We start from the raw sequence: 24175 nt of genomic DNA on the forward strand, positions 1-24175 counted from the left end.
TTTGCCCTGTTGCGGCCCGGATGATGCCGAGGGATCATCCGTACATGTGTGATCACCCTGGGTGGCTGAGCGACCGCGGCGGCCGATTACCGTGGACGGCGGCGGGCCCCCCGCCGCCCGGACCCCCGCGGGGCGGGGAGTGCCGCACAAGCCCGCTGCCCGAGCGGGCGCCGGGCACCGCGACCGACGGTCAGCTGCTGCAGCGACGGCGCAAGGAAGCCGGTCTCTCGCTGCCCCGGATGGCGGAGCTCGCCCACTACGACAAGGGCTACCTCTCCAAGGTCGAGAACGGCAGGAAGCCGATGAGCGTCGAGCTGGCCCAGGCCTGTGACCAGGTCCTCGGCACCGGCGGCGAACTCGTCGAGCGCGCCCAGTCCGCCGCGGCCAAGGCCCGCGGCGGGGACCGGCCGCCCTTGGCCCAGCTGCCCGCCGCGCCCCGCGGGGTGTTCGGCCGCTCGGACGCGTCGCTGCGGCTCGAAGGACTGCTCGCGGGCCGGGCCGACATGCCGGGCCGGGTGCCCATGGTGTGCGTCGACGGACTGCCCGGCGTCGGCAAGACCACCCTGGTCCTGCGGTGCGCCCACGCGGTGGCGGGCCGGTTCGCCGACGGGGCGCTGTTCGTGAACCTGCGCGGCGAGGACCGCGTCGACGGAGCGTTGGATTCAGGACAAGTATTGGGCGGCTTCCTGCGGGCGCTGGGCGTCCAGCCCGGCCGGATCCCCGACGACCGCCAGGAGCGGGCCGCGATGTACCGCTCCCTGCTCTCGGGCCGGTCGGTCCTGGTCGTCCTGGACGACGCGGCGACCTCGGCGCAGGTCGAGCCGCTGCTGCCCGGCTCCGACGGCTGCGCGGTCCTGGTGACCAGCCGCAGACACCTCGCGGGCCTGCAGATCTCACCCGCCCCCGCGATGCGACTGACGCTCGGCCCCCTGGCGCCGCCGGACGCCACGGACCTGCTGCGCTCCGTGATCGGCGGGCACCGGGCCGACGTGGAACCGGCCGCGCTGGCCCGGGTGGCCCTGCGCTGCGGCTACCTTCCGCTGGCCCTGCGCACCGCGGCGGTGTGGATCGCCGCCCACCCCCGCCTGAGCATCGCCGAGTTCGACCGCCACCTGGAGGCGGACAGCGACTTCCTCGACCTGCTCGGCACGGGCGCCGACGACCTGCACGTCATAGTCCGCGGGATGCGGGAACCGACGTGGCACGCGGGCTTCCACCCCCGGCGGGCCGACTGCCTCGGCTGCCGGTAGCCGCCGCGGGCGCACGGTGGACCGCACCCCGCGGAGCGGCACGCTCCGCGGGGCCGTGCCCGGTTCACCCCGTGGGGGCACCGGTCACGGGTAGGAGACCACCGTCGACGGCACGGTCGAGGTGCCCGAGGTGGCGGCACCGGTGTCGTTGATGACGTGGTCGTACTGGCCCATGCCGCCGAGCGAGACGACCAGCAGGTTGTGGAACTTCACGCCCGGCACCTTCGGCGCCCCGAAGCCGTGGCCCTGGCGGATCGACGAGTCGGACGTGTAGTTGCAGTAGCTGCCGAGCCCCCAGCCCTCGTGCGACGTCACGGAGGCGTCGACCTTGTACGCGGCGAAGCCCTTGATGTTCCCGTCCTGGATCGCCGCCTGGTTCGGGGCGTCGTAGGCCTTCTCGTTCTGGAAGAAGATGGTGCGCCCGCGCTGGCCGAACCACTGCACGTCGTACTTGTTGAAGTGCTCGACGAACAGGCCGGTCGCCAGGACGTCGTCCCCGTAGACGCGCACCCCGTAGTCGGCGCGGTTCGTCTCCCAGCCCACCCCGGCGCCGTGGTCGGCGCGCCACACCCAGGTGTGGTCGATGATCGTGTGGCGGCTGTTGACCTCCATGCTGACCGTGGCCTTGCCGGGACCCGCGCCACCGATCCGGATGAAGACGTCCTGGACGCTGATCGGGTTGGCGGAGTGGTCGCGGTTGGCGCCGCGCGGGCCGACCTGCAGCAGGACGGGGGAGTTGACGGGTCCGGCGTCGATGAGGAACCCGGCCAGGCGCACCCCGTCCACGTCGGCGACCTTCATCGCGGCCACCCCGCCGTCGGGTACGAGCGTGGCGTAGCCGAGACCGAGCACGACGGTGCCCGCGCGGTTCACCTCGACGGCCCGGTCCAGGTGGTAGATGCCCGGGGTCAGCAGCAGGTGCAGGCCCTGGGCCAGCGCCTGGTTCATGGTGGCGGCGCTGGTGCCGGGCTTGGCGACGTAGAACTGGGTGAGCGGCAGGGAGGTGCCGCGCGGGGTGCCGTTGCCCCAGGTCGTGCCCCGCGCGTTGGTCCGCTTCTCCGGCAGGAACACCTTGTAGTCGGCGCCGTCGAGGTAGAGGAAGGGCTTCTCGCGGGAGATCGGCGTGGTCTCCAGCGTGGTGTACGGGGGGTTGGGGAAGGTCTGCGCGGGCGCGCCCTGGACGCCCGAGAACACCATGTTCCAGACGGCGTTGACCCAGCCGCCGACCGAGCTGTCGCGGGTGTACCACTGCTGCTGCGAGTACGGGCCGACACTGCCGTCGATGCGGCTGTCGGCGATGTAGCCCCCGCTGGCCCAGCCGTAGCCGTTGGGCGCGAGGTTGAGGCCGCCGCGGATGTGCATGCGGCGGAACGGGGCGGCCTGGGCGACGGCCCACCGGTTGGTGCCGTTGACCGGGACGAGCGCGAGGTTCTCCGCCGAACGCCAGAAGTTCTGCGTCGCGTTGCCGTTGAACCAGCCGGCGTCGACCGTCACGTCGCCGTTGATCGTCGTGTCGTCGGGGGAGAGGCCGAGGCCCGAGATCGAGGTGTAGAAGCCGAGCTGGGCGTTGAGCCCGTTGTACGTGCCCGGCTTGAAGAGCAGCTGGTAGCGCCCGGTGCCGAACTGCGCGCTCTCCTGCTGCTTGAAGATCTGGTCGAGTCTGCCCTGGATGCCGGAGGTGGACGGCGAGAAGACGATCACGTTGGGTCCGAGGTCGCCGCCGCCGGGCAGGCGCAGTCCTGGTGTCTGCGCCGCGGCGGGCGCGGCGGTGGAGGCGAGGCCGGCGGTGGCGGCCGACGCGGCGATGGCGCCCAGCACGGTGCGGCGTGTGGGGGAGGTTGGCATGGGGCTCTCCTGTTTCAGGAAGTGAACGATCAGGGGCCGGGGGAGCGCTCTCTTGACCGGGAATAGTTCATCCGTGTGAAGGGCGCGTCAAGAGGTAGCTCTGCAGTAACCGTGGTTCTCGCTGATGAATCATCAAAAAACGTATGCAGCAACCCTGTTGTCGAGAAGTGACGCAAAGCCGGGGTTGTCCTGCGGGGGCGGGGTGCGGTGCCGGGGGCGGCACGGCCGAGCGTTCACTTTCTATTGACACGCTCACGCCAGGACCGCAACACTCCGGAAACGGGAGAGCGCTCTCCCAGACGCTTTCCGGAGCGGTCTCCCGACGGATTCCAGCCGGGGGACCCATGGTTCGCGGGTGGCGGCGGACGGTTCGCCCCCACGTCCGCCCCGCCCGCCCCCACCGCAGTCCGTTTCTGACGTGGCAGGAGGTCTCCATGGCACGGAGATCGAAGATCATCTCAGGGTTACTGATGTCCGGCGCACTCCTCGCGACCTCGCTGGGGGTGGCCGGGATGGCATCGGGAGCCGACAACGCCCCCGCACGGGCCCGAACGTCCGCCGGTGCCCCCGCGCACTCCGCGCACCAGGGGCACACCATGGCGCCGTCCACCGCCGTCTCGGCGGAGGACCGCGACAGCGACGGCTTCATCATGGCGAAAGCGCCGGTCACCGGCGTGAAGCCGGCGGTGAAGGCGCCGCCCCACCGCTACTTCCACGAGTTCCAGGCCAACTGCTCGGTGTCGCACACCAGGCCCGACGACCCGATCGTCTACCCGAACCAGCCGGGCAAGTCGCACGACCACACCTTCATGGGCAACACGACCACGGACGCCCGCACCACCACGGACTCCCTGAAGCGGGGGAACACCACCTGCAAGGCGCCCGGCGACAAGTCCGCGTACTGGATGCCCACCCTGTTCAAGGGGAACACGCCGGTGCTGCCGGTGGGTCCCCAGGTCATCTACTACAAGGCCGGCGTCACCGACTACACCAGCGTGCGCCCGTTCCCGGAGGGGCTGCGCTACGTCGTCGGCAGCCCCCTGCAGAGCGCGGAGGAGTTCCGCCGTCACCCCGGCTTCGTCGAGGGCTGGGAGTGCGGGGACAGCTTCTTCAACGTCGACATCCCCAAGAACTGTCCCACCGCGCGGGACGTCCAGCTCAACATTCGGTTCCAGGCGCCCAGCTGCTGGGACGGCAAGCACCTGGACACCCCGGACCACCAGAGCCACATGTCCTACCCGACGGTGAAGCCGGGCACGAACGACAACGTCTGCCCGTCGTCCCACCCGGTCGCGCTGCCCATGATCGAGTTCAAGATGGCGTGGCCCGTCAACGGCGACATGTCACAGGTGCGACTGGCGAGCGGCGCGGGCTACTCGTTCCACTACGACTTCTTCAACGCGTGGGACGCCCCGACCCTCAAGGCGCTGGTCGACCACTGTGTCGTCGGCGGGCTGCAGTGCAACGCCCGCGGGTACGACGAGACGCACCCCGAGGCGGGCGCGGCGCTCGACGAGAACTACGAACTGCCGTGACCGCCCCCGACTGACCGGCGGGCCCGCTCCGCCGCGCCCGCCCCCGGGCGCACCGGCCCACTCCGGCCCCGCACCCCGGGGTGGACAGGCTCCCCCCTGCCCACCCCGGAGTGCCCGCGCGCCGCCGCACCCCGCCCCGGCGCACCACCCCCTCGCCCCACCCCCACAGGAGACACCCGCATGCCCACAGTCCGCGCAGCCCGACCGGCGAGCAGACGCCTCGCCGTACCGCTCACGGTCGCCCTGCTCAGCACCGGCGCCCTCGCGCTGCCCGCCCAGCAGGCGACGGCCGCAGGCAACGTCGTCAAGGTGACCGGATCGCAGGGCAACTGGCAGTTGTCCGTGAACGGTTCGCCGTACCAGGTCAAGGGCCTGACCTGGGGACCCTCCGTCGCCGACGCCGACAAGTACATGCCCGACGTGAAGTCCATGGGCGTCAACACGATCCGCACCTGGGGCACCGACGCCTCCAGCAAGCCGCTGTTCGACTCGGCGGCGGCCAACGGCGTCAAGGTGATCGCCGGCTTCTGGCTGCAGCCGGGCGGCGGCCCCGGCAGCGGCGGCTGCGTCAACTACCTCACCGACACCACGTACAAGAACCAGATGCTGGAGGAGTTCCCGAAGTGGGTGCAGACCTACAAGAGCCACCCCGGGGTGCTCATGTGGAACGTCGGCAACGAGTCGGTGCTGGGCCTGCAGAACTGCTACACCGGCGCCGAGCTGGAGCGTCAGCGTGACGCCTACACCACCTTCGTCAACGACGTCGCCAAGAAGATCCACGCCGTCGACCCGGACCACCCGGTCACCTCGACCGACGCGTGGACCGGCGCCTGGCCCTACTACAAGAAGAACGCACCCGACCTCGACCTGTACGCGGTGAACTCCTACAACGCGGTCTGCGACATCAAGTCCGCCTGGCAGCAGGGCGGTTACACCAAGCCGTACATCGTCACCGAGTCGGGTCCCGCCGGGGAGTGGGAGGTGCCCGACGACGCCAACGGCGTCCCCACGGAGCCCACCGACCGCGCCAAGGCCGACGGCTACACCAAGGCCTGGAACTGCGTCACCGGACACAAGGGCGTCGCGCTCGGCGCCACGCTGTTCCACTACGGGACCGAGTACGACTTCGGCGGCATCTGGTTCAACCTGCTGCCCGCCGGCCAGAAGCGCCTCTCCTACTACGCGGTGAAGCGGGCCTACGGCGCGAGCACCGCGGGCGACAACACCCCGCCGGTCATCTCCGAGATGAACGTCGAGGGGGACGCCGCGAAGGTGCCCGCGGGCGGCACGCTCACCCTCACCACGCGGACGACCGACCCCGACGGGGACGCCCTGAGCTACGAGGTCCTCGGCAACAGCATGTACATCGACAAGGACAAGAACCTCACGCCCCTGCGCTTCACCCATGAGGGCTCCGGCCGCCTGAAGGTCACCGCACCCGACCGCACCGGCCCCTGGAAGATCTACGTCAAGGTCACCGACGGCAAGGGCAACGTGGGCGTCGAGACCCGTTCGGTGCGCGTGGTCGCCCCGCCGGTCAACGGCACGAACATCGCCCTGGGCCGGCCCGCGACGGCCTCCTCGGCCCAGCAGGGCGGCGGCGACTGCCCCTGCACCGCCGCAGGTGCCGTCGACGGCAAGGTGACGACCCGCTGGGCCAGCGACTGGAGCGACCCCCAGTGGCTCCAGGTCGACCTCGGCTCCCGCCGGAGCTTCAAGCACGTCCAGCTCAACTGGGAGACCTCGTACGCGAAGGCGTACACCCTCCAGACCTCCGACGACGGGCAGAACTGGCGGACCGTCCACGAGGTGCGCGACGGCAACGGCGGCATCGACGACTTCGACGTCAGCGGCACCGGCCGCTACGTCCGCGTCCACGGCACCGCCCGCGGCACCGGATGGGGCTACTCCCTCTACGAGTTCGGCGTCTACAGCTGAGCCCGGCCCCCTGAACGCCCCCGTGCGGCGGACCTCCCCCAGGAGCCGCCGCACGGGGGAACGGGCCGTCGCGGACCCAGCACGCCCCGCCCCGCGACGGCCCCCTCAGCACCACGTCCCCACGAGGCCCAGGAGGGCCCGTACGAGGAGAGCGCTCTCCCACGATCTCGGCCCGAGGGCCCGGAAGGCGGTGCGGATGACCGACGAGGAACTGGTCCGGCTGGTCGACAAGCTGGGTCCGGAAGAGAAGGTGCGGCTGCTGACCGGCGCGTCGACCTGGCGCACCCACGCCGAACCGGCCGTCGGCCTCGCGCAGATGGTCATGTCGGACGGACCCGCGGGCGTCCGCGGCGAGTCCTGGGACGAGCGGGAGACCTCCGCCCTGCTCCCGTCGATGTCGGCGCTCGCGGCCCTGTGGGACGACCGGCTGGTCGAGGAGATCGGCGGGCTCCTCGCGCACGAGGCACGGCGCAAGGGCGTCCACGTCGTCCTCGCCCCCACCCTGAACCTGCACCGCTCGCCGCTGGGCGGCCGCCACTTCGAATGTCCCGCCGAGGACCCGGAACTGGCCGGGCGGACCGGCGCCGCCCTGGTCCGCGGCATCCAGGCGCACGGCGTCGCCGCCACCGCCAAGCACTACGTGGCCAACGACTCCGAGACGGGGCGCATGACCGTGGACGTCCAGGTCTGCGAGCGGACCCTGCGCGAGGTGTACCTCGCCCCCTTCGAGGCGGCGGTGCGGGCCGGGGCCTGGGCGGTGATGGCCGGCTACAACCGGGTCAACGGGGCCACGATGACGGCCAGCCCGCTGCTCGCCCACCCCCTGAAGGACGACTGGGAGTTCGACGGGGTCGTGCTCTCGGACTGGGGTGCCACCCGCACGACGGCCGACACCGCGGCCGCGGGCCTCGACCTCGCCATGCCGGGCCCGGCCGGGCCCTGGGGCGAGGCGCTCCTCGACGCCGTCCGCGCGGGCCGTGTCACCCAGGAAGCCGTCGACGACAAAGTCCTCCGGGTGCTGCGCCTGGCCCGGCGCGTCGGCGCGCTCGAACCTCGCCGGCCCCGCCCGGCCGCGCCCGCCCCCGACGCCCGCCGTCTGCTGCGCCGCGCCGCGGCGGCCGGTACCGTCCTGCTGCGCAACACGGGCCTCCTGCCCCTGCGCGAGACGGAGATCGGCACGCTGGCGGTCATCGGCACCCATGCCGTACGCCCCCGGGTCCAGGGCGGCGGCAGCGCGGGCGTCCACCCCGCCCATGTCGTCACGCCGCTGGACGGCATCGAACGCCGGCTGCCCGGCAGGGCCCGGGTCCGGTACGCCCCCGGCCCGGCCACCGGCGCCCCGCCCGCCGCGCTGGGCACCGGGAACTGCACCGACCCCCGCACGGGTGCCCCCGGCGTCCTGCTCCGCATGCTCGACGCCGACGGCCACGAGCTGTACGCCGAACACCGCACCACGGGGCGGCTGTTGGAGCCGACCCTCGTGCCGGGCGCGCACACCGTGGAGATCCGCGCCCGGCTGACCCCCGAGGCGGCGGGAGCGTGGTCCTTCGGCATCGGCGGCTTCGGCCGGATGTCGCTGAGCGTCGGCGGGCGGACGGTCCTCGACGGCACTTTCCCGCGCCGCACGGACGACCCGGCCGTCGTCCACGTCGCACCGCCCTGCCAGTACGGGCGGGCCGAGCTCGGCCGGGGCGAGCCGGTCCTCGTGGTGGCGCGGCGGGAACTGGCTCCGGACACCGGGCGCGCCACGATCGTCACCGCCGCACCGCCCGCCCCGGACCCGCGCCGGGCGATCGCCCGGGCCGTCGACACCGCCCGCCGGGCCGACGTGGCCGTCGTCGTGGTCGGCACCACCGAGGGCAGCGAGGCGGAGGGCCACGACCGCGCCTCGCTCGCCCTGCCGGGCCACCAGGACGAGCTGGTCGCCGCCGTCGCGGCCGCCAACCGGCGCACCGTGGTGGTCGTCAACGCGGGCGGGCCCGTCGAACTGCCCTGGCGCGAGACGCCCGCGGCCGTGCTGCTCACCTGGTTCCCCGGCCAGGAAGCGGGCGCCGCGCTCGCCGACGTCCTCTTCGGCCGGGCCGAGCCCGGCGGCCGCCTGCCCACCACCTGGGGCGCCCGGCTCCAGGACGCGCCGGTCAGCGACACCGTCCCCGCGAACGACACCCTCGCGTACCCGGAAGGGCTGCACATCGGCCACCGGGCGTGGCTGCGCGCGGGCCGCACCCCCGCGTACTGGTTCGGCCACGGCCTGGGCTACACGACCTGGGCGTACGAGCGGGCCGAGGCCCCGGCCGTGGTGCGGGCGGGCGACGACTTCGGCGTGCGCGTGCGGCTGCGCAACACCGGTGGCCGCACGGGGCGCGAGGTCGTCCAGGCGTACCTGTCCCGGCCGGACTCCGCCGTCGAGCGGCCGGTCCTGTGGCTGGCGGGCCACACCGCGGTGACGGCCGCGCCGGGCGAGACGGTGGAGGCCGTCGTCCGCGTTCCCGGACGCGCCGCACGCCACTGGTCGACGGCCGCCGGTGCCTGGCGGACGGAACCGGGCCGGTTCACCGTCCGGGTGGGCCGCAGCGCGGGGGACCTGCCGCTCACCGTCGACGTGGACCTCCGGGACGGCCCATGACCAGCGGTCCCACGATGGGAGAGCGCTCTATCTCCTTGCTGCGCAGGGAAGTTAGAGTGCACGCATGGAGAGACAGTCGCTGACGCTCGAGGACGTGGCACGGGAGGCGGGGGTCTCCCGGGCGACGGTGTCCCGGGTGATCAACGGGGTGCGCAACGTGGACCCGGCCATCAGGGACGTGGTCCGCGAGGCGATCGAGCGCACCGGCTACGCGCCCAACCGGGCGGCACGCTCCCTGGTCACCCGGCGCACGGAGACCATCGCCCTGGTCATCTCGGGTGCGGGCGAGGAGAACGAGGAAGAGGGCGGGCGCCCGGGCGGCGAGCCCGGCGGCGACCCGTCCACCGCCCCGGACCGGCCGGACGGGGGCCCGCAGAACGCCTTCGCGGCCCGGGTGTTCGCGGACCCCTTCTTCGGGCGCGTGGTCAGCGGCGTGGTCGGGTATCTGCGGCCGCGGTCGATGCACCCGGTCCTGATGGTCGCCGACAGCGAGGCGGCCAGGCGGCAGGTCACCGGGTTCCTCCGGCAGGGCAGCGCCGACGGCGCCCTCGTGGTGTCCACGCACGCGCAGGATCCGCTGCCCGGCCGGCTCGTCGCCGAGGGGCTGCCCGCGGTGTGCTTCGCGCGGCCCGCCAGGCCCGTCCCGATCAGCTACGTCGATCTGGCGCACCGCGAGGGCGGGCGGCTGGCGGCGGAGCATCTGCTGGCGCGCGGCCGGCGCAGGCTCGCAACCGTCACGGGCCCGCTGGACCTGCCGGCGGGACAGGAGCGGCTGGCCGGTTTCCGGGCGGCGCTGGAGCGCGCGGGAACGGCGTACGTGCCGATCGCCGAAGGCGGCTTCACCCGGGAGAGCGGCGCGGAGGCGATGGCGCGGCTGCTGGCCGAACACCCCGGCCTGGACGGGGTGTTCGTCGCGAACGACCTGATGGCCCAGGGAGTCTGCGAGCTCCTGCGGGAGCGGGGCCGGGGCGTGCCGCAGGACGTGGCCGTGGTGGGATTCGACGACTCCAGCGTCGCCGTCACCTGCCGCCCGCCGCTGACCACCGTGCGGCAGCCGGTCGAGGAGATGACCGCCGCCATGGCGCGGCTGCTCCAGGAACACGTCCAGGGCAGCCGCACCGAACCGACGTCGTTGATCTTCGAGCCGGAGCTCGTGGTGCGGGACTCCACCTGACGGCGGCCCGTCCCGCGCCGGCCGGGCAGTCGGTCGGCCGCGTCAGCGGATGGAGACCTGTACGACGTTGGACACCGCGCTCCCGCCGACGATGCGGATCTTGTTCAGCCCCTTGATGCCGAGCTTGACGCGCAGGTTGTAGGCGCCGGCCCGGTTGGTGTGCATCCGGATCGGCAGCGACACCCAGCCGCGCTTCTTCTGGAGCTGCTGCAGCGTCACCTGCGTGCCCGCCCGCATCCGGGTGCTGGATCCGTAGACCCGGAACTGGTGCCAGGCGGGGATGGACTTCACGGTGGCCTTGGCGGTCAGCGTCGGCTTCTTGGGCGGCGCCTGGCGCACGTGCGCGGGTGCGTCGGCCCCCGGCGCGGCGGCGGCCGGGGCCGTCGTCAGGGGAGCGGCGCAGAGCAGCAGGCCGGTGGCCAGGGTGACGGTACGGGTCAGGGCAGGACGCATGAGCACTCCAGGTGAGCGTGGGGCACGACCCGCTCACCGTAGGAAGAAAAGCCGCAATTGCACTGAAATGACATGCGGAACATGCGAGAAGGTCGGGAGCGACACGTACGTGTAAGCGGATCGGCTGTGGGCAGGCGCCCCAGTGCAGGGGTGACATCCTGCCGGGGCCGCTGAAAGGTCAGTGGGCGGTCCCACCTCCGAGCGGAGCGGCCGCGCCTTCGTGGGACAGGGCTGCGGCCGCTCACGCGAGCCCGGCACCGCCGGGCCCGGCGCGGCGTCCCGCACGTCCCGGCCCGTCCCGCACATCCCGGCCCGTCCCTCCATCCGGCCCGGACGGCCCGCTCAGCGCAGGGCCCAGGCCAGGACGCCGCCGAGGACGAACAGCAGGCCCACGGCGATGTTCGTCCGCTTGTAGTCGACGAGTACGGCGACGAACTCACGGATCGTCGCGTTGGGCCAGAAGTACGCCGCCGTGGTCGAGCCGACGACCTGGCCCCTGACCCCCGTCCGGCGCGCGGTGAGCGCGGTCCGGAAGGCGTGGTAGTTGTTCGTCACGATCACGCACCGGTAGCCGGGATCGCCCTTCTCCATGATCGCCTTGCTGAACCGCAGGTTCTCCTCGGTCGTCGTCGACCGGTCCTCACGCTCGATGAGGTCGGCGGGGAAGCCACGCTCCGTCAGGTAGTCGGCCATGGCGTGGGATTCCGGCAGGTGCTCGTCCGGTCCCTGACCGCCCGAGGTGATGAGTACCGGGGTGCCGCCGCGCTCGGTGAGCCGCGTGTGCACCGACTGGGCCCGCAGCAGGCGGCTGGCCAGCAGCGGCGGCACCTTGGAGCCGCCGATCAGCCCGGAGCCGAGCACGACCACGTAGTCGGCCTTGCGGCGCACCCGGAGCCTGCCGTACAGGAACGCGTAAGCCACGAAGCTCAGGAAGAGGAACGAGAGGTAGCAGGTGAGGCCGAGCGCCGCCACGCCCACGCCGACCAGGACCGGCGTGCGCAGCACGGCCGCGGTCACGACCAGCGCCACCACCCCGACGATGCCCAGCGCGCCCATCAGCGACAGCAGGTTGGCGGGGCTCCTGCCCTCCTTGCGCAGCATCTGCAGGCCGTTGACGAACAGCAGGCACACCAGCACGAGGAGACCGACGGCCATCAGGCCCAGCAGCGCGGCGGCGCCGACACGTCCCGCCGTCGACCCGGAGCTGACCAGGTCGAACATCCAGGCCGCGAGGGCGCTGAGCACGGCGAGCCCCAGGTACACGGCGTTGCCGAAGCGGCGGCGCTCGCGCACCATCCGCCAGCAGAAGACGAGGAAGAGCAGGGCCGCCGGGGCGTAGAGCAACATCCGCACAGAGTAGGTCCACGCCCCGGACCCGCGTCCCCCGGCCTGTCAGCCCGGCCCGTCAGCGCACGACGTCGAACACGTTCTTCTGCAGGCCGTTCCCGTACGCCTCGTGCTCGACCAGGCGCAGCTTCTGGGTGTCCTTGTCGGTGCCGCTGAACAGCCGCTTGCCCGCGCCGAGCAGCAGCGGGAAGACCAGCAGGTGGTAGCGGTCGATCAGATCGGCGTCCGCGAGGTCGCGGGTGAGGGAGGCGCTGCCGTGGATGATGATCGGGCCGCCCTCGGTCTCCTTGAGGGCGGCGACGTCGTCGAGGGTGCGCAGGATCGTGGTCTCGCCCCAGTCGTCGACGAGGTCCTGCTCGCCGAGGGTCGTGGAGACGACGAACTTCGGCATCACCTTGTAGCCGGCGAAGTCCTCCATGCCCGGCCAGACGGGGCTGAACGCCTCGTAGCTGAGGCGGCCCATCATCATCGCGGCCGCCTCCTGCTGCTCCCGGCCCTTGATCTCGAAGGCCTCCGGGAGGAACTCGACGTCCTTGAAGGTCCAGCCGGAGTTGCGGTAGCCGGGCTCGCCACCGGGGGCCTCCATCACTCCGTCGAGCGAGACGAAGGCGGTGCTGATCAGGGTGCGCATGGGAGATCTCCTGGGGTCCTGGTGTGCTGCTCGGTACGGGCGGCCGGCGCTCGGTCGGCCGCCCGCGCGGCCGAGGTGTGCACCACCTGTCATTCAAGACCGTGGAGCGAGGAGAAACTCATCGACATCGGTGGATGGACATCGGTGGATCGACATCGGTGGGACGAGGGCAGGACCAGGGGAATCTGCTCGCATGTCGTCCGTCGGCTCCGGCCCCGGTTCAGCGGCGACCGCCGCGCAGGCGGGACAGGAGCGAGCGGGCCTGGGCGCGCTTGCGCGGGTCGGCGGCGGCGCGCCGCACGCCCTCCACCGTCCGTCGGCCCTGCGGTGTGCGGCTGTATGCCTTGATCCGTGCGAACAGTCCGGCCATGAGGTCCTCCCGGGCTCTCACCGCCGTGGCGGCGGGGTGTCGGTTTTCCGTCCCCGTTCCGGTACCCGGAGCTGACCCCGTGATGCGGCCGGAGGCGGACCGGCGTGCGGCACACCGGCCGCCGGCCGTCGCGGCACGGCCAACGCGCCACCGTGAATCGTGTCTGAGCGACCGCGTTGAGGGAAGCCGGATGGCATGGCTGTTCTCAGGAAATGCGCACGTCCGCTGCTCGCGTCCGTCTTCGTCACGGGAGGGCTGCGGACCGTCAGGAGCCCGCAGGCCCTCGCGCCCGTCGCGGAGCCCGTCGCGGTGCCGGTCAGCTCCCGGATCCCCTGGCTCACCGACGACCCCGAGCGGCTGGTCCGCATCAACGGCGCCGTGCAGCTGGGCGCCGGGCTGATGCTGGCGACCGGACGCCTGCCGCGGGTGGCCGCGCTCGCCCTCGCGGGCTCGCTGGTGCCGACCACGCTGGCCGGCCACGCCTGGTGGAAGGAGAAGGACCCGGAGGAACGGGCCGCCCAGCGGACCCAGTTCGTCAAGAACCTCTCGCTCTTCGGCGGGCTGCTGATCGCGGCCGCCGACACGCACGGGAAGCCGTCGGTGGCCTACCGCACCCGCGCGGCGGCCACGAGCGGGCGGCGCACGGTCCGGCGCACCGGGCGCGACGCCACGGGCGCGCTGAGCGGCGCGGCGGACGCGGTCACCGGCGCCGTCAGTGGGGCGGCGGACGCGGTGACGGGTGCGGTGAGCGGGGCCGCGGAGGCGGTGACCGGTGCCGCGGGGAACGCCGCCGGGGCGGTCCGCTCGCTGTCCGGCAGCGCGCAGGAGGCGGTCGCCCGGCACCGGTGAGGGGCGGCTGCGACGCTTCGACCCGACGGCGCGTCACCGGCAGGAAGGCCGGTGACGCGCCGTCACGCCTGCCCGGCGACGGACGGGTCGGGCCCGCGGTGCCGGGGAGGTGCCCGACGGGTGACGCGCGGGCGTCGGACGCGCCGGAGTCGTGAAGGGTTGAGACCACTGTTGTGCAAGCGCTTGCTGCCGCCGCGAGCTGGTGACACTCTCTTGCCCGCGAGGCGCGCCGCGCCGCGCGCACGGCACCGGCCGTGCCGTCCGCGCGCCCGTCCCCGGTAGCCGCGGGGCGGTCCGCCGCGCACGGCCGACGGGCCGATCCCCCCACCCCCGACGCGCAGGAGCACGCAGTGAAACGCACCGGGAAGACCCTGACCTCGGCAGGCGGCGTCCTCGCCGCGGCCCTCGCCGCCTGGGCCGTCACCGCCCCCGACTCCTTCGGCAACCCGGCCGCCCCCACCGGCCCGCCGCAGGCCGTACGGCACGCCGCCGCCCGGACCGACGCGCCGCCCGCGCGCGGCGACGGGGCGGCGTCACCCAGGAGCGTCCTGTGGGACGGTGACGCCTCCCACGGCCTCGACGTCTTCGGCACCACCCTGTGCGACGCGCCGGGCAGTGTCACCGTCGACAACTGGGGCGGCTCCCGCGGCGACATCTTCAAGTTCAACAAGCCCATCGGCGTGCCCCGCTGCGAGGCGCACAACGTGCGGACCGCGAGCGGCGAGTACACCTTCCGGGACAACAGCACGTACTGGTTCGGCTGGGACTCGATGACCAAGACGGGCGACGCCCAGACGGTCTTCCAGTGGAAGTCCAACGGCACCAACGACCAGCACAGCCAGAACTACCCCGTGATCATGAAGGTGGAGGACGGCAGGCTGAAGGTCTGGTACGTCGCGCCCGGCGAGGAGTGGATCTCCATCGGCTCGGCCCCCTGGTCGGCCGGGACCTGGCACGCGATCCAGCTCGGCATCACCACCAGCTCCGGCAGTTCGGGAACCCTCTCCGTCCACCTGGACGGCCAGGAGATCGCGTCCCGTTCGGGCGCCCGCACCTGGGACGACCTGGGCAACAAGCCCCGCTGGGGCACCTATTGGGGCACCGATGGAAGCACGGCGTCCATCAACTGGATCGACGGTCTGGCGATGGGGGAGTCCAGGGCGGACGTCGACTAGGGCCCAGGGGGGGGCGTCGTGAAGCTGTCAGGAGGGCACGGCGGGGCACCTGGTACCGCGGTGCGGGACGGCGAGGTCGGTGAGGTAGCCGTCCACGGCGTTCTCCATGCACGGGCCGCTGGTGACGCTGCCGTGCCCCCGGCCCTCGTAGGTGAGGAGCACACCGCCGCGGCCGAGTTGCCGGGCCACCGAGACCGCCCACGGGTGGCCGGTGGCGGGGTCGTGCAGCGCGTTGGACAGCAGGATCGGCGGGGCGCCGGGTGCGTGCAGGCGGTGCTGGGGGTTGGCGGTCGGAGCGCCCAGACACGCCGCCACCATGTGGATCGGCAGCAGGTGGGGCAGGTCGGGCGCGGCCCGGTCCATCATGGCGACGAGCGAGGCGTACTCGCGGTAGTCGCGCACCGGCAGGTGCCGGTCGGAGCAGAAGACCGGGGTGGCCGGATGCAGCGGGGCCGTCGTGGTGGGCGCCGCGGGCAGTGGTCTGCTCGCGTCCCGCTCCGCGATCGCCGTGGCCAGGCCCGCGTAGTCGGCACCGTAGAACTTCCGGAACGCCGTCTTGTTGACCAGGTCCGAAGCCGACAGCGAGGTGCCCGGCTTCGCCGGATCCTCCAGCTCGCCGCGCGCGGCCCGGGCCACCAGGCCCTGCCAGACGGCGCGGACGTCGCGGCCGTGCAGCGCGCAGGCCGCGGCCCCGTCGCACCACTTCACGAACTCCTCGAACGAGTCCTCGGCCGAGTCCGCCTCGGCCCGCAGGAACGCACGGGTGGTCGGGACGCTGTGGTCCATGACGCTCTCCAGCACCATCGCGCGCACGCGGCGCGGATACGTCTCGGCGTACTGCGCCCCGAGCAGCGTGCCGTACGAGCTGCCGTGGAAGGTCAGCTCCCGCTCGCCCAGGGCGGCCCGGAGGCGTCCAGGTCCCGGACCGTCTGGGCGGTGTCGAGGTGGTCGAACACCGGGCCGGTCCGGGCGCGGCAGTCGGCGCGGAGCCGTGCGTTGTACGCCAGGGTGGCGTCGAAGTCGGCCCGACTCCTCAGCTCCGGTGACGGCCGCTCGGCCAGCAGGTCGCCGGAGCAGGCCACGGGGTTGCTGCCGCCCACGCCGCGCGGGTCGAAGCTGACGACGTCGAACCGCCGTCGGACCTCGGAGCTGAACCGGTCGACACGGTCCACCACCATGTCCACGCCCGAATCGCCCGGACCGCCGGGGCCGAGCCGCCGACCCGGGCGCCGGGGTCGGCGGCTCGGCGGCGGGCCACGGCCAGGTCGAGCCTCGGCCCGTCCGGACGGGCCCAGTCGACCGGCACCGAGAAAGTGGCGCATTCGGCTCCCGGCTTCTCCGGGGCGTCACACGGTGTCCACCGCAGCGCCCCTGTGGCGGGCGGCGACGCGTGGACGACGGGAGCGGCGGCCAGGCCGGTGATGACGGCCAGGGCGGCTCCCACAGCCGTGGCCGTGCCCCGCGCGGCGATCCGCCGACATGCGGATCTGCCCCTTGACGGCATGAATCCTCCTCGTGAGAAAGCGGTGGTCCCAGGTGGGTGGGCCCGGCCGGGGCGCCGTCGTCACGTTAGGGGTCCCGTTCCCCACGTGGTGGCCTTGTCAGGGGCTTTTCAGGGTTGGCTCGGGGACCGTTCAGGGGGATCCGGGCGCTGGGGCGGGCCCCTGGCGGCCGGCGGTCCGGGGTTCGCCGCTGACGTGGCTGGTTCGTACGTCAAGTCCGGGGCATGCGGCGGAGTATGACGCCACATGAGGAGAACAGAAGCCCGTCCGTGTCGGTGGCCGACGGCGGCCTGGGGGACATGGAGCGCGGCACCCCGCAGCGGCTGGAAGCGCGCCACCGGATGTGGGCCCTGGCATGGACCGCCCTGTGCCTGCTGCTCGCGATGTGGACGCTGGCCTGGGGTGTCGGCGCCGCCACCGGTACGGAGAACGCCTGGGCGTACAGCCTCGTCGGGCTCGTCCTGCTGGGCTGCGGGCTGTGGGCCCGCCGCTCGGCCATCCGGAACAACCCGCCGCGCCACCTGTGAGACCTCGCTCCCGGAACGCGCCGGGGGAGCGGCGGCACCTTGCGGACACCGCGGTGGTGCTCCGGAGGCATGAACGAGCCAAACGCGGATAACCTCCGCATATGCGACACCATGATCTCGTCGTCATCGGCGCCGGCACCGGCAACGCGCTGATCGACGACCGCTTCGCCCACCTGGACGTCGCCGTCGTCTCGGCGGGCCCCTTCGGCGGCACCTGCCTCAACGCCGGGTGCATCCCCAGCAAGATGCTCAGCGTCACGGCCGAGGTCGCGGACGGCGTCCGCGAGTCCGGACGGCACGACGTGCGGGCGAGCCTGGCCGGCATCTCGTGGCCCGACGTCCAGGAGCGGGTCTTCGGGCGGCTCGACGCCGATGCGCGCGAGGGCGAGAAGGGCCGCCGGGCCTCGGACTTCGTCACCGTGTACCGTGGGCGGGCCCGGTTCACCGGCGAGCGCGAGCTGGCGGTGGAGACCGAGGACGGGACGCAGGAACTGAGCGCGGACCGGATCGTCGTCGTGGCGGGCGGCCGCCCCGTGGTCCCGCCGGTCGTCGCCGACGCCGGACTGCCGTACGAGACGTCCGACACCGTGATGCGGCTCGACGCGGTGCCCGAGCGCCTCGTGGTGCTCGGCGGCGGCTACATCGCCGCCGAGCTCGCGCACGTCTTCCACTCGGCGGGCAGCCACGTCACCGTCGTCGAGCAGCGGGACAGCCTGCTCGCCGAGCAGGACGAGTCGATCGCACAGGCCTTCACCGACATCGTGCGCTCCGACTACGACCTGCGGCTCGGCAGGGAACTGACCGGCGTGGCGGGCGCCCCCGGCGACCTGCGGCTCACCCTGGACGACGACTCCGTGCTCCGGGCCGACACCCTCCTGGTGGCGGTCGGCCGCAAGCCGAACAGCGACCGCCTCGCCCTGGACCGGGCCGGCATCACCTGTGACGACGACGGCCTGATCGAGGTCGACGCCCACCTGTGCACCAGCGCGCCCGGAGTCTGGGCGCTCGGTGACATCACGGCCGGGCCGCCCCTCAAGCACGTGGCCAACCGCGAGGCCGAAGTGGTGGCCCACAACCTCCTGCACCCCGACGACCCGCGCGCGATGACCTACGACGTCGTTCCCTCGGCGGTGTTCACCCGGCCCCAGATCGCCCAGGTCGGGCTCACCGAGCAGCAGGCCCGCGAGCAGGGCCGTGCCTACGCGGTCGGATCGCGCCGGTACGAGGACGTCGCGTACGGCTGGTCGCTGGAGGACCGGCAGGGGTTCTGCAAGGTGCTCGCCGACCGGGACACCGGGCTCCTGCTGGGAGCGCACGTGTTCGGGCCCCAGGCCGCCACTCTCATCCAGCCCCTCGTCCTCGCCATGACCTTCGGGCTGACGGCGCGCGAGATCGCCGAACGGCCGCTGTGGATCCACCCGGCCCTCACCGAGGTCGTCGAGAACGCCCTCCGTGACCTGGACACGGCCGGCTGACACCAGGAGACGTCCCCTCGACGGGAGCGCCGAGACCTCACCACGGACCGCCCCCTGCCGCTTCGGCCCGGCAGGGGGCGGTCCGTCGTCACGTTCAAGGGGCCTTTCCCGAGCGGTATGTGACGTGACGTCAGAACGCGGCGCATCGTGCGAGGCCACACCGCGGGCCGCGGGCTTTCACGAATCCGTCATGATTAAGTTAGGTTAGCCTGCCCTGAGTAACCGCGAGGGGGGAAAGATCCGTGTCGGCCGTGAATGGGGGGCGAGTGCCCGCGATCGAGGATGTCGTCCGCCGCGCGTGCACGGGTCACGGCCGGGCGTACGCGCATACGTGCGCCGCCCGGCGTCGGATGCCCGCCACCGCCCTCACGTAGTCCCCACCGCCCCGGTCCGGCCGCCGCTTCCCGCGCGCGGTCGCCGTTCGCCACGCGCCGACCCGCCGTCGGCGCCCGCCTTTGAAGGAGTCCTCCGATGAACCAGCCCCTGTCGCCCGAGCGGGTCCGCGCCGACATCGCGGAGCTGCTCGACTGCGACCCCTCCGAGATTGCGCCGGAGGAGGACCTGTTCGACCTCGGCCTCGACTCCGTGCGCATCATGACCCTGGTGCAGCGCTGGCGCGAGGCGGGGGCCGCCACGCTGGAGTTCCCCGACCTGGCCGAGCAGCCCGAACTGGGGCACTGGACCGCGCTTCTGGCGGGTCGTGCCGCATGAGCCGCGTCGACCACCGCCACCGGCACCTGGACCGGATCGCCGAGGTCCGGGCCGGCCGGCACGCCGAGAAGGTGGGCTACCCGATCGGCATCCGGGAGGCCGAGGTCGTCCGCACCGCCATGGTCGGCTCCGGCCTGCTGCGGCTGACGCTCGGCGGGACCGGCACCGAGGGGTTCGAGGCGCACGCGCCGGACGAGCACGTGAAGCTCGTCTTCCCCGAACCCGACGGCTCGTTGCGGCTGCCCGAGCGGAACGGATCGATGCTGCGCTGGCCGCGGCCCGCCCCCACCTCGCGCGAGTACACGGTGCGCCGCTACGACCCGGCCACCGGCGAGATCGACATCGACATCGTCCCGCACGACGGCGGCCTCGCCTCGGACTGGGCGCACCGGGTCGAGCCCGGCGCCGTCGTGCACATCGCGGGACCGCCCGGCGGGCTGATCGTCCCCACCACGTACGACCGCTATCTGCTGGCCGGTGACCTCACCGCCCTGCCCGCCATCGCGCGCTGGCTGGAGGAGATGCCCCGCACCGCGCGGGGCTGGGCGTTCGTCGAAGTCGCCGACGCCGCACAGGAGATCGAGCTGTCCGCGCCGGACGGCGTCGAGGTGCACTGGCTGCACCGCGGCGACCTGCCGCCGGGCACCGGCGGCGCCCTGGAGCGCGCCGTGACCGCGGTGACCGTCCCCGCGGGGGAGCGGCTCTACGTGTGGGTCGCCGGCGAGGCGGGGCAGATCAAGCCCCTGCGCCGCTGGGTGCGCGACGTGTGGGGCCTGGACAAGGCCGATCACGACATCACCGGCTACTGGAAGCGCGGCATCGCCGACTTCGACGAGGACGACCACTGATCGACCGGCCGGACGAGGCGGGCGTGACGGCTGCCCGATTGTCCTGCCGACGGGGCCATCTACTAAGGTGAGCCTTACCTAAGTAACGAGGAGCATCGCATGTCCATACGCAGATCGTCGGGCCTCATCGGCGCCGTGACCCTGGCCCTGGTGGTGACCGGATGCGGGTCGTCCGACGGAGGGTCCGACGACTCCTCCGGCAAGGGCGGGACCCGGGTGTTCGCCGCCGACAACGGCAGGATCACCATCCCGGACGACCCGAAGCGTGTGGTGGCCACCGGCTACGCCGTCCCGGCCATGATCGAGGGCGGCGCGCCGCTCGTCGGCATCTCCTCGTGGAAGCGCGGCGAGCCGATGATGAGCAAGAAGGACCTCGCCACCTACCGGAAGACCCCCAAGGTGGCGGGCGAGTTGGCGACCGAGACCAACTACGAGGCCATCGCCGAGGCCAAGCCCGACCTCATCGTCATCGGCGTCCCCGCCCCGGTCCTCGGCGATATCGACGTCAAGCGGCTGGAGGGCATCGCCCCGGTCGTCGCCATCGGCCCGACCGTGCCCTCCGCCTGGCGCAAGCTGACCCACAAGCAGTCCGACGCGGCCGGCGCCCTCAAGAAGTACGACGTCGCCAAGGACAGGTACGAGGCCAAGGCCGACGCCCTCGCCAAGAAGTACAAGGACGTCCTGCCCGGCCTGAAGCTCGGCCACGTCGGCGCCTACGGCGAGACCGCCAAGGGCACCTTCCAGCGCGAGTTCGGCGGCTCCTGGGGCACCAACATCGCCCAGGACGTCGGCGCGACGTACTACGGCAAGGTCAAGGAGCCGGGTCCCGGCTCCAAGGCGGTCAGCGAGTACCCCTCCATCGAGGAACTCCCCGCCGCGTTCGGCAAGGCCGACGCCCTCACCTACTCGGTCAACCCCGACGGCAGCGTGCCCAAGCCGGTCAAGTACGTCATGGACTCCAAGCTGTGGAAGAACCTGCCCGCCGTCAAGGCGGGCAAGACCTTCCCGCTGCGCTACACCGAGGCCGCGACCTACGGGCAGGCCATGAAGACCCTGGACGCGATCGACACGTCGTTCGCGCCGCTGCTGAAGCGGTGACCGTCGCGGGCCGCGCCGCCGCGGCGCCCGGAACCCGGCGGGCCGTCCCCCGGATCGGCCTGCTCGTCGCCGGTCTGGTCCTGCTGGCCGCCGTCGCCGTGCTCAGCATCGGCATCGGCGCCCGCTCGGTGGCACCCGGCGAGGTCGTGCGGGCACTGTTCGACTACCGGGGCACCGACGACCACGTCATCGTGCGGGACGTCCGGGCACCGCGGGCGTTGCTCGCCATCGCGGTGGGCGCCGCCCTCGCGGTGGCGGGCGCGCTGATCCAGACGCTGGCCCGCAACCCGCTGGCCGAGCCCGGCATCCTCGGGGTCACCGCGGGCGCCGGGTTCGCCGTCACCCTCGGCTCCGCGCTCGGCCTGACCACCCATCAGGCGGGCGAACTGGGCTTCGCCGTCGTCGGCGCCGTCCTCGCCGCCCTGCTCGTCGCCGCCGTCGGACGCCACTCGCCGCTGCGCCTGGTGCTCGCCGGCGTGGCCCTGACCGCGGTCCTCGGCGGCGTCGCCCTCGGCATGCGACTGATGCTCCCCGACACCTTCGACGCCTACCGCTTCTGGTCGGTCGGATCCCTCGCGGCCCGCGAACAGGCCCCCCTCGCCCTGCCGTTGACCGTCATCGGACTCGCCCTGCTCGGCGCGCTGCTGCTGAGCCGGGCGCTCAACGCCCTCACCCTCGGCGAGACCGTGGCGCACACCCTGGGCGCGAAGGTCGGCCGCGTGCGGACCGCCGCCCTCGTCCTGATCACCGTGCTCAGCGGCGCCGCCACGGCGGTCGCGGGCCCGATCCTGTTCGTCGGCCTGATCGTGCCACACCTGGCCCGCAGACCCGCCGGCGGCTCCGTGCCCTGGCTGATCCTCTACACGATGGTGCTCGGCCCGGTCCTGCTGCTCGTCGCCGACATCGGGTCGCGGGTGCTGCTGCCCACCGGCGAGGTGCCGGTGGCCATCGTGACCGCCTTCCTCGGCGGCCCGATGCTGATCTGGGCCGTCCGGCGCCACGGGGCGGGGTCGCTGTGAGCACCTCCGTACGGAAAGCCCCCGCCGGCATCCGCGCCCTGCGGATCGACCGTCGCCTCGTCGTCCTGGTGGCGACACTCGCCGCCCTCATGCTCGGCCTCGGCCTGCTCGGGCTCTGCTACGGCGCCTCCTGGTCCACGCCGGACGAGGTGTTCGGCGCACTGAGCGGCACCGAACCCTCCGTGGTCATCTCCGACTGGCGGCTGCCCCGGGTGCTGGCCGGACTCGTCTTCGGCGCCGCGCTCGGCGTGGCCGGAGCCCTCTTCCAGAACCTCACCCGCAACCCGCTGGGCAGCCCCGACGTGATCGGCCTGGACGCGGGCGCCTACACCGGCGCCCTGATCGCCCTCACCGTCCTGTCGGGCACCTCCGCCCAACTGGCCACCGGCTCGGTCGTCGGCGGCCTGGTCGTCGCGGGCGTCATCTACCTGCTCTCGTTCGACCGAGGCTTCTCCGGGCTGCGGCTCGTGGTCATCGGCATCGCCGTCAACGCGATGGTGACCGCCGTCAACTCGTGGATCGTGCTCCGCGCCGATCTGGAGGTGGCCATCGCCGCGGTCGGCTGGAGCGCGGGCTCCCTGGCCGGGATCGGCTGGGAGGACCTGGGGATCCCCTTCACGGTGATCGCCGTGCTCCTCGCGCTGATCGCCTCGCGGGCCCACGCCATGCACCAGGCCGCGCTCGGCGACGCCGTCGCGGTGACCACCGGCGTCGCCCTCAACCGGCTGCGCCTGCTCATGGTCCTGGTCGGCGTCGGCTGCACCGCCACGGTGACCGCCGTCGCCGGACCGATCGCGTTCATCGCCCTCGCCGCCCCGCAGATCGGCCGCAGACTCGCGGGCGCGGCCGGCATCCCGCTGCTCCCCGCCGCGCTCACCGGCGCCGTGCTGCTCCAAGGCGCCGACCTGCTCGCCCAGATGCTGCTGGCGCCCGTCGCCCTGCCGGTCGGCGTGGTGAGCACCGCGATCGGCGGCTGCTATCTGATCTGGCTGCTCACCAAGGAGGTGGGGCGCGCGTGACCGCACGCCTGACCGCACGGGACATCACCCTGCGCTACGGAGACCGGGTGGTGTCCACGCGGCTCAGCCTCGACGTCCCCGACGGCAAGTTCACCGCCATCGTCGGCCCCAACGCCTGCGGGAAGTCGACGATGCTGCGCGCACTCGTCCGGCTCCTGCGCCCCGACGAGGGGCACGTGGAGTTCGACGGCCGCGAGGTCGCGGGCTACCCGGCCAAGGCCCTCGCCAAGCAACTCGGCTTCCTGCCCCAGGACCCGCTGGCCCCCGACGACATCAAGGTCCGCCGACTCGTGGGCCGCGGCCGCTTCCCGCACCAGTCCCTGCTCGCCCTCTGGTCGCCGGACGACGAGGCCGCCGTCACCGGGGCGATGATCGCCGCCGGTGTCGAGGACCTCGGCGACCGGCCCGTGCAGGAACTGTCCGGCGGACAGCGCCAGCGGGTGTGGATGGCCATGGTGCTCGCCCAGCAGACGCCCTACCTGCTGCTCGACGAACCCACGTCGTTCCTCGACATCACCCACCAGTACCAACTGCTCGGCCTGCTGGCCAGGTTGCGCGACGAGGGCCGCACGGTCATCGCCGTCCTGCACGACATCAACCAGGCGTGCCGCTTCGCCGACCACCTGGTCGCCATGAAGGACGGCCGGGTGATCGCCGAGGGCGACCCCGGGGACATCGTGGACGCCGCGCTGATCAAGGACGTGTTCGACCTGCCGAGCGTCATCGTCCCCGACCCGGTGACCGATACGCCGATGGTCGTCCCCACACTTCAAGGAGAGTAAG

General features: G+C 72.9%; 22 protein-coding genes. 15 read left to right on the top strand and 7 right to left on the bottom strand.

Annotation, left to right across the window (positions count from 1 at the left end; translation table 11 throughout):
• Nucleotides 1–44 precede the first annotated feature (44 nt).
• Nucleotides 45–1250 (top strand): helix-turn-helix domain-containing protein, encoded by a 1206-nt coding sequence (locus tag ACFYXE_RS21165; protein WP_389314484.1) that lies wholly within the window; start codon nucleotides 45–47, stop codon nucleotides 1248–1250.
• Nucleotides 1251–1334: 84 nt separating this feature from the next.
• On the opposite strand, the gene ACFYXE_RS21170 is transcribed toward ACFYXE_RS21165, so the two are convergent.
• Nucleotides 1335–3095: a coagulation factor 5/8 type domain-containing protein gene (locus ACFYXE_RS21170; protein WP_361177351.1), complete on the bottom strand. Its 1761-nt coding sequence runs from the start codon at nucleotides 3093–3095 to the stop codon at nucleotides 1335–1337.
• 434 nt (nucleotides 3096–3529) lie between these two features.
• Here ACFYXE_RS21170 and ACFYXE_RS21175 point away from each other — a divergent pair, with 434 nt between their 5' ends.
• The 4 genes from ACFYXE_RS21175 to ACFYXE_RS21190 all read left to right on the top strand — a co-directional run bounded on the left by ACFYXE_RS21175 (nucleotide 3530) and on the right by ACFYXE_RS21190 (nucleotide 10368).
• On the top strand, nucleotides 3530–4630 hold the full coding sequence (locus ACFYXE_RS21175; RefSeq protein ID WP_389314486.1) for a DUF1996 domain-containing protein: 1101 nt from the start codon (nucleotides 3530–3532) through the stop codon (nucleotides 4628–4630).
• Between the two features lie 180 nt (nucleotides 4631–4810).
• On the top strand, nucleotides 4811–6568 hold the full coding sequence (locus ACFYXE_RS21180; RefSeq protein WP_389314488.1) for a discoidin domain-containing protein: 1758 nt from the start codon (nucleotides 4811–4813) through the stop codon (nucleotides 6566–6568).
• Between the two features lie 196 nt (nucleotides 6569–6764).
• Nucleotides 6765–9194, top strand: coding sequence for a beta-glucosidase (locus tag ACFYXE_RS21185; RefSeq protein ID WP_389314490.1), 2430 nt, complete (start codon nucleotides 6765–6767; stop codon nucleotides 9192–9194).
• Nucleotides 9195–9258: 64 nt separating this feature from the next.
• Nucleotides 9259–10368, top strand: coding sequence for a LacI family DNA-binding transcriptional regulator (locus ACFYXE_RS21190; protein WP_389314492.1), 1110 nt, complete (start codon nucleotides 9259–9261; stop codon nucleotides 10366–10368).
• Nucleotides 10369–10410: 42 nt separating this feature from the next.
• On the opposite strand, the gene ACFYXE_RS21195 is transcribed toward ACFYXE_RS21190, so the two are convergent.
• From ACFYXE_RS21195 to ACFYXE_RS21210, 4 genes are all read right to left on the bottom strand, one after another.
• Complete coding sequence (locus ACFYXE_RS21195; RefSeq protein ID WP_389314494.1) at nucleotides 10411–10821, bottom strand: hypothetical protein; 411 nt, start codon at nucleotides 10819–10821, stop codon at nucleotides 10411–10413.
• Nucleotides 10822–11163: 342 nt separating this feature from the next.
• Complete coding sequence (locus tag ACFYXE_RS21200; protein WP_389314496.1) at nucleotides 11164–12168, bottom strand: YdcF family protein; 1005 nt, start codon at nucleotides 12166–12168, stop codon at nucleotides 11164–11166.
• Between the two features lie 58 nt (nucleotides 12169–12226).
• On the bottom strand, nucleotides 12227–12799 hold the full coding sequence (locus tag ACFYXE_RS21205) for a dihydrofolate reductase family protein (RefSeq protein ID WP_389314498.1): 573 nt from the start codon (nucleotides 12797–12799) through the stop codon (nucleotides 12227–12229).
• 220 nt (nucleotides 12800–13019) lie between these two features.
• Nucleotides 13020–13169 (bottom strand): hypothetical protein, encoded by a 150-nt coding sequence (locus ACFYXE_RS21210; protein ID WP_361181177.1) that lies wholly within the window; start codon nucleotides 13167–13169, stop codon nucleotides 13020–13022.
• Between the two features lie 195 nt (nucleotides 13170–13364).
• On the opposite strand from ACFYXE_RS21210, the gene ACFYXE_RS21215 reads away from it, so the two are divergent.
• On the top strand, nucleotides 13365–14018 hold the full coding sequence (locus tag ACFYXE_RS21215; protein ID WP_389314501.1) for a DoxX family protein: 654 nt from the start codon (nucleotides 13365–13367) through the stop codon (nucleotides 14016–14018).
• Nucleotides 14019–14368: 350 nt separating this feature from the next.
• On the top strand, nucleotides 14369–15193 hold the full coding sequence (locus tag ACFYXE_RS21220) for a heparin lyase I family protein (RefSeq protein ID WP_389314503.1): 825 nt from the start codon (nucleotides 14369–14371) through the stop codon (nucleotides 15191–15193).
• A 27-nt stretch (nucleotides 15194–15220) separates the two neighbouring features.
• On the opposite strand, the gene ACFYXE_RS21225 is transcribed toward ACFYXE_RS21220, so the two are convergent.
• On the bottom strand, nucleotides 15221–16171 hold the full coding sequence (locus ACFYXE_RS21225) for an alpha/beta hydrolase (RefSeq protein WP_389314677.1): 951 nt from the start codon (nucleotides 16169–16171) through the stop codon (nucleotides 15221–15223).
• Complete coding sequence (locus ACFYXE_RS21230; RefSeq protein WP_389314685.1) at nucleotides 16072–16377, bottom strand: hypothetical protein; 306 nt, start codon at nucleotides 16375–16377, stop codon at nucleotides 16072–16074. The genes ACFYXE_RS21225 and ACFYXE_RS21230 overlap by 100 nt, the downstream gene beginning before the upstream one ends.
• A 587-nt stretch (nucleotides 16378–16964) precedes the next feature.
• On the opposite strand from ACFYXE_RS21230, the gene ACFYXE_RS21235 reads away from it, so the two are divergent.
• The 8 genes from ACFYXE_RS21235 to ACFYXE_RS21270 all read left to right on the top strand — a co-directional run bounded on the left by ACFYXE_RS21235 (nucleotide 16965) and on the right by ACFYXE_RS21270 (nucleotide 24174).
• Nucleotides 16965–17222 carry a hypothetical protein gene (locus ACFYXE_RS21235; RefSeq protein WP_389314505.1) on the top strand — a complete coding sequence of 86 codons (258 nt, stop codon included), beginning with the start codon at nucleotides 16965–16967 and terminating at the stop codon, nucleotides 17220–17222.
• A gap of 101 nt (nucleotides 17223–17323) precedes the next feature.
• Complete coding sequence (locus ACFYXE_RS21240) at nucleotides 17324–18697, top strand: mycothione reductase (protein ID WP_389314507.1); 1374 nt, start codon at nucleotides 17324–17326, stop codon at nucleotides 18695–18697.
• A 471-nt stretch (nucleotides 18698–19168) separates the two neighbouring features.
• Nucleotides 19169–19408: a phosphopantetheine-binding protein gene (locus ACFYXE_RS21245; RefSeq protein WP_389314509.1), complete on the top strand. Its 240-nt coding sequence runs from the start codon at nucleotides 19169–19171 to the stop codon at nucleotides 19406–19408.
• Nucleotides 19405–20256, top strand: coding sequence for a siderophore-interacting protein (locus ACFYXE_RS21250; RefSeq protein WP_389314511.1), 852 nt, complete (start codon nucleotides 19405–19407; stop codon nucleotides 20254–20256). The genes ACFYXE_RS21245 and ACFYXE_RS21250 overlap by 4 nt, the downstream gene beginning before the upstream one ends.
• Before the next feature lie 99 nt (nucleotides 20257–20355).
• Entirely contained in the window at nucleotides 20356–21354 is a 999-nt protein-coding gene (locus ACFYXE_RS21255; RefSeq protein ID WP_389314513.1) for an ABC transporter substrate-binding protein, read from the top strand.
• Nucleotides 21351–22373 carry a FecCD family ABC transporter permease gene (locus tag ACFYXE_RS21260; protein ID WP_389314515.1) on the top strand — a complete coding sequence of 341 codons (1023 nt, stop codon included), beginning with the start codon at nucleotides 21351–21353 and terminating at the stop codon, nucleotides 22371–22373. The genes ACFYXE_RS21255 and ACFYXE_RS21260 overlap by 4 nt, the downstream gene beginning before the upstream one ends.
• Nucleotides 22374–22462: 89 nt before the next feature.
• On the top strand, nucleotides 22463–23392 hold the full coding sequence (locus tag ACFYXE_RS21265; RefSeq protein ID WP_389314679.1) for a FecCD family ABC transporter permease: 930 nt from the start codon (nucleotides 22463–22465) through the stop codon (nucleotides 23390–23392).
• A complete protein-coding gene (locus ACFYXE_RS21270; protein ID WP_389314517.1) occupies nucleotides 23389–24174 on the top strand; it encodes an ABC transporter ATP-binding protein in 786 nt (261 codons plus the stop codon). Before ACFYXE_RS21265 ends, ACFYXE_RS21270 begins: the two co-directional genes overlap by 4 nt.
• The last annotated feature ends 1 nt before the right edge of the window (nucleotide 24175 follow it).

Origin of the sequence: Streptomyces sp. NPDC002564, assembly GCF_042889645.1 — a bacterium.
In the GTDB taxonomy this organism is placed as follows: Bacteria; Actinomycetota; Actinomycetes; order Streptomycetales; family Streptomycetaceae; genus Streptomyces.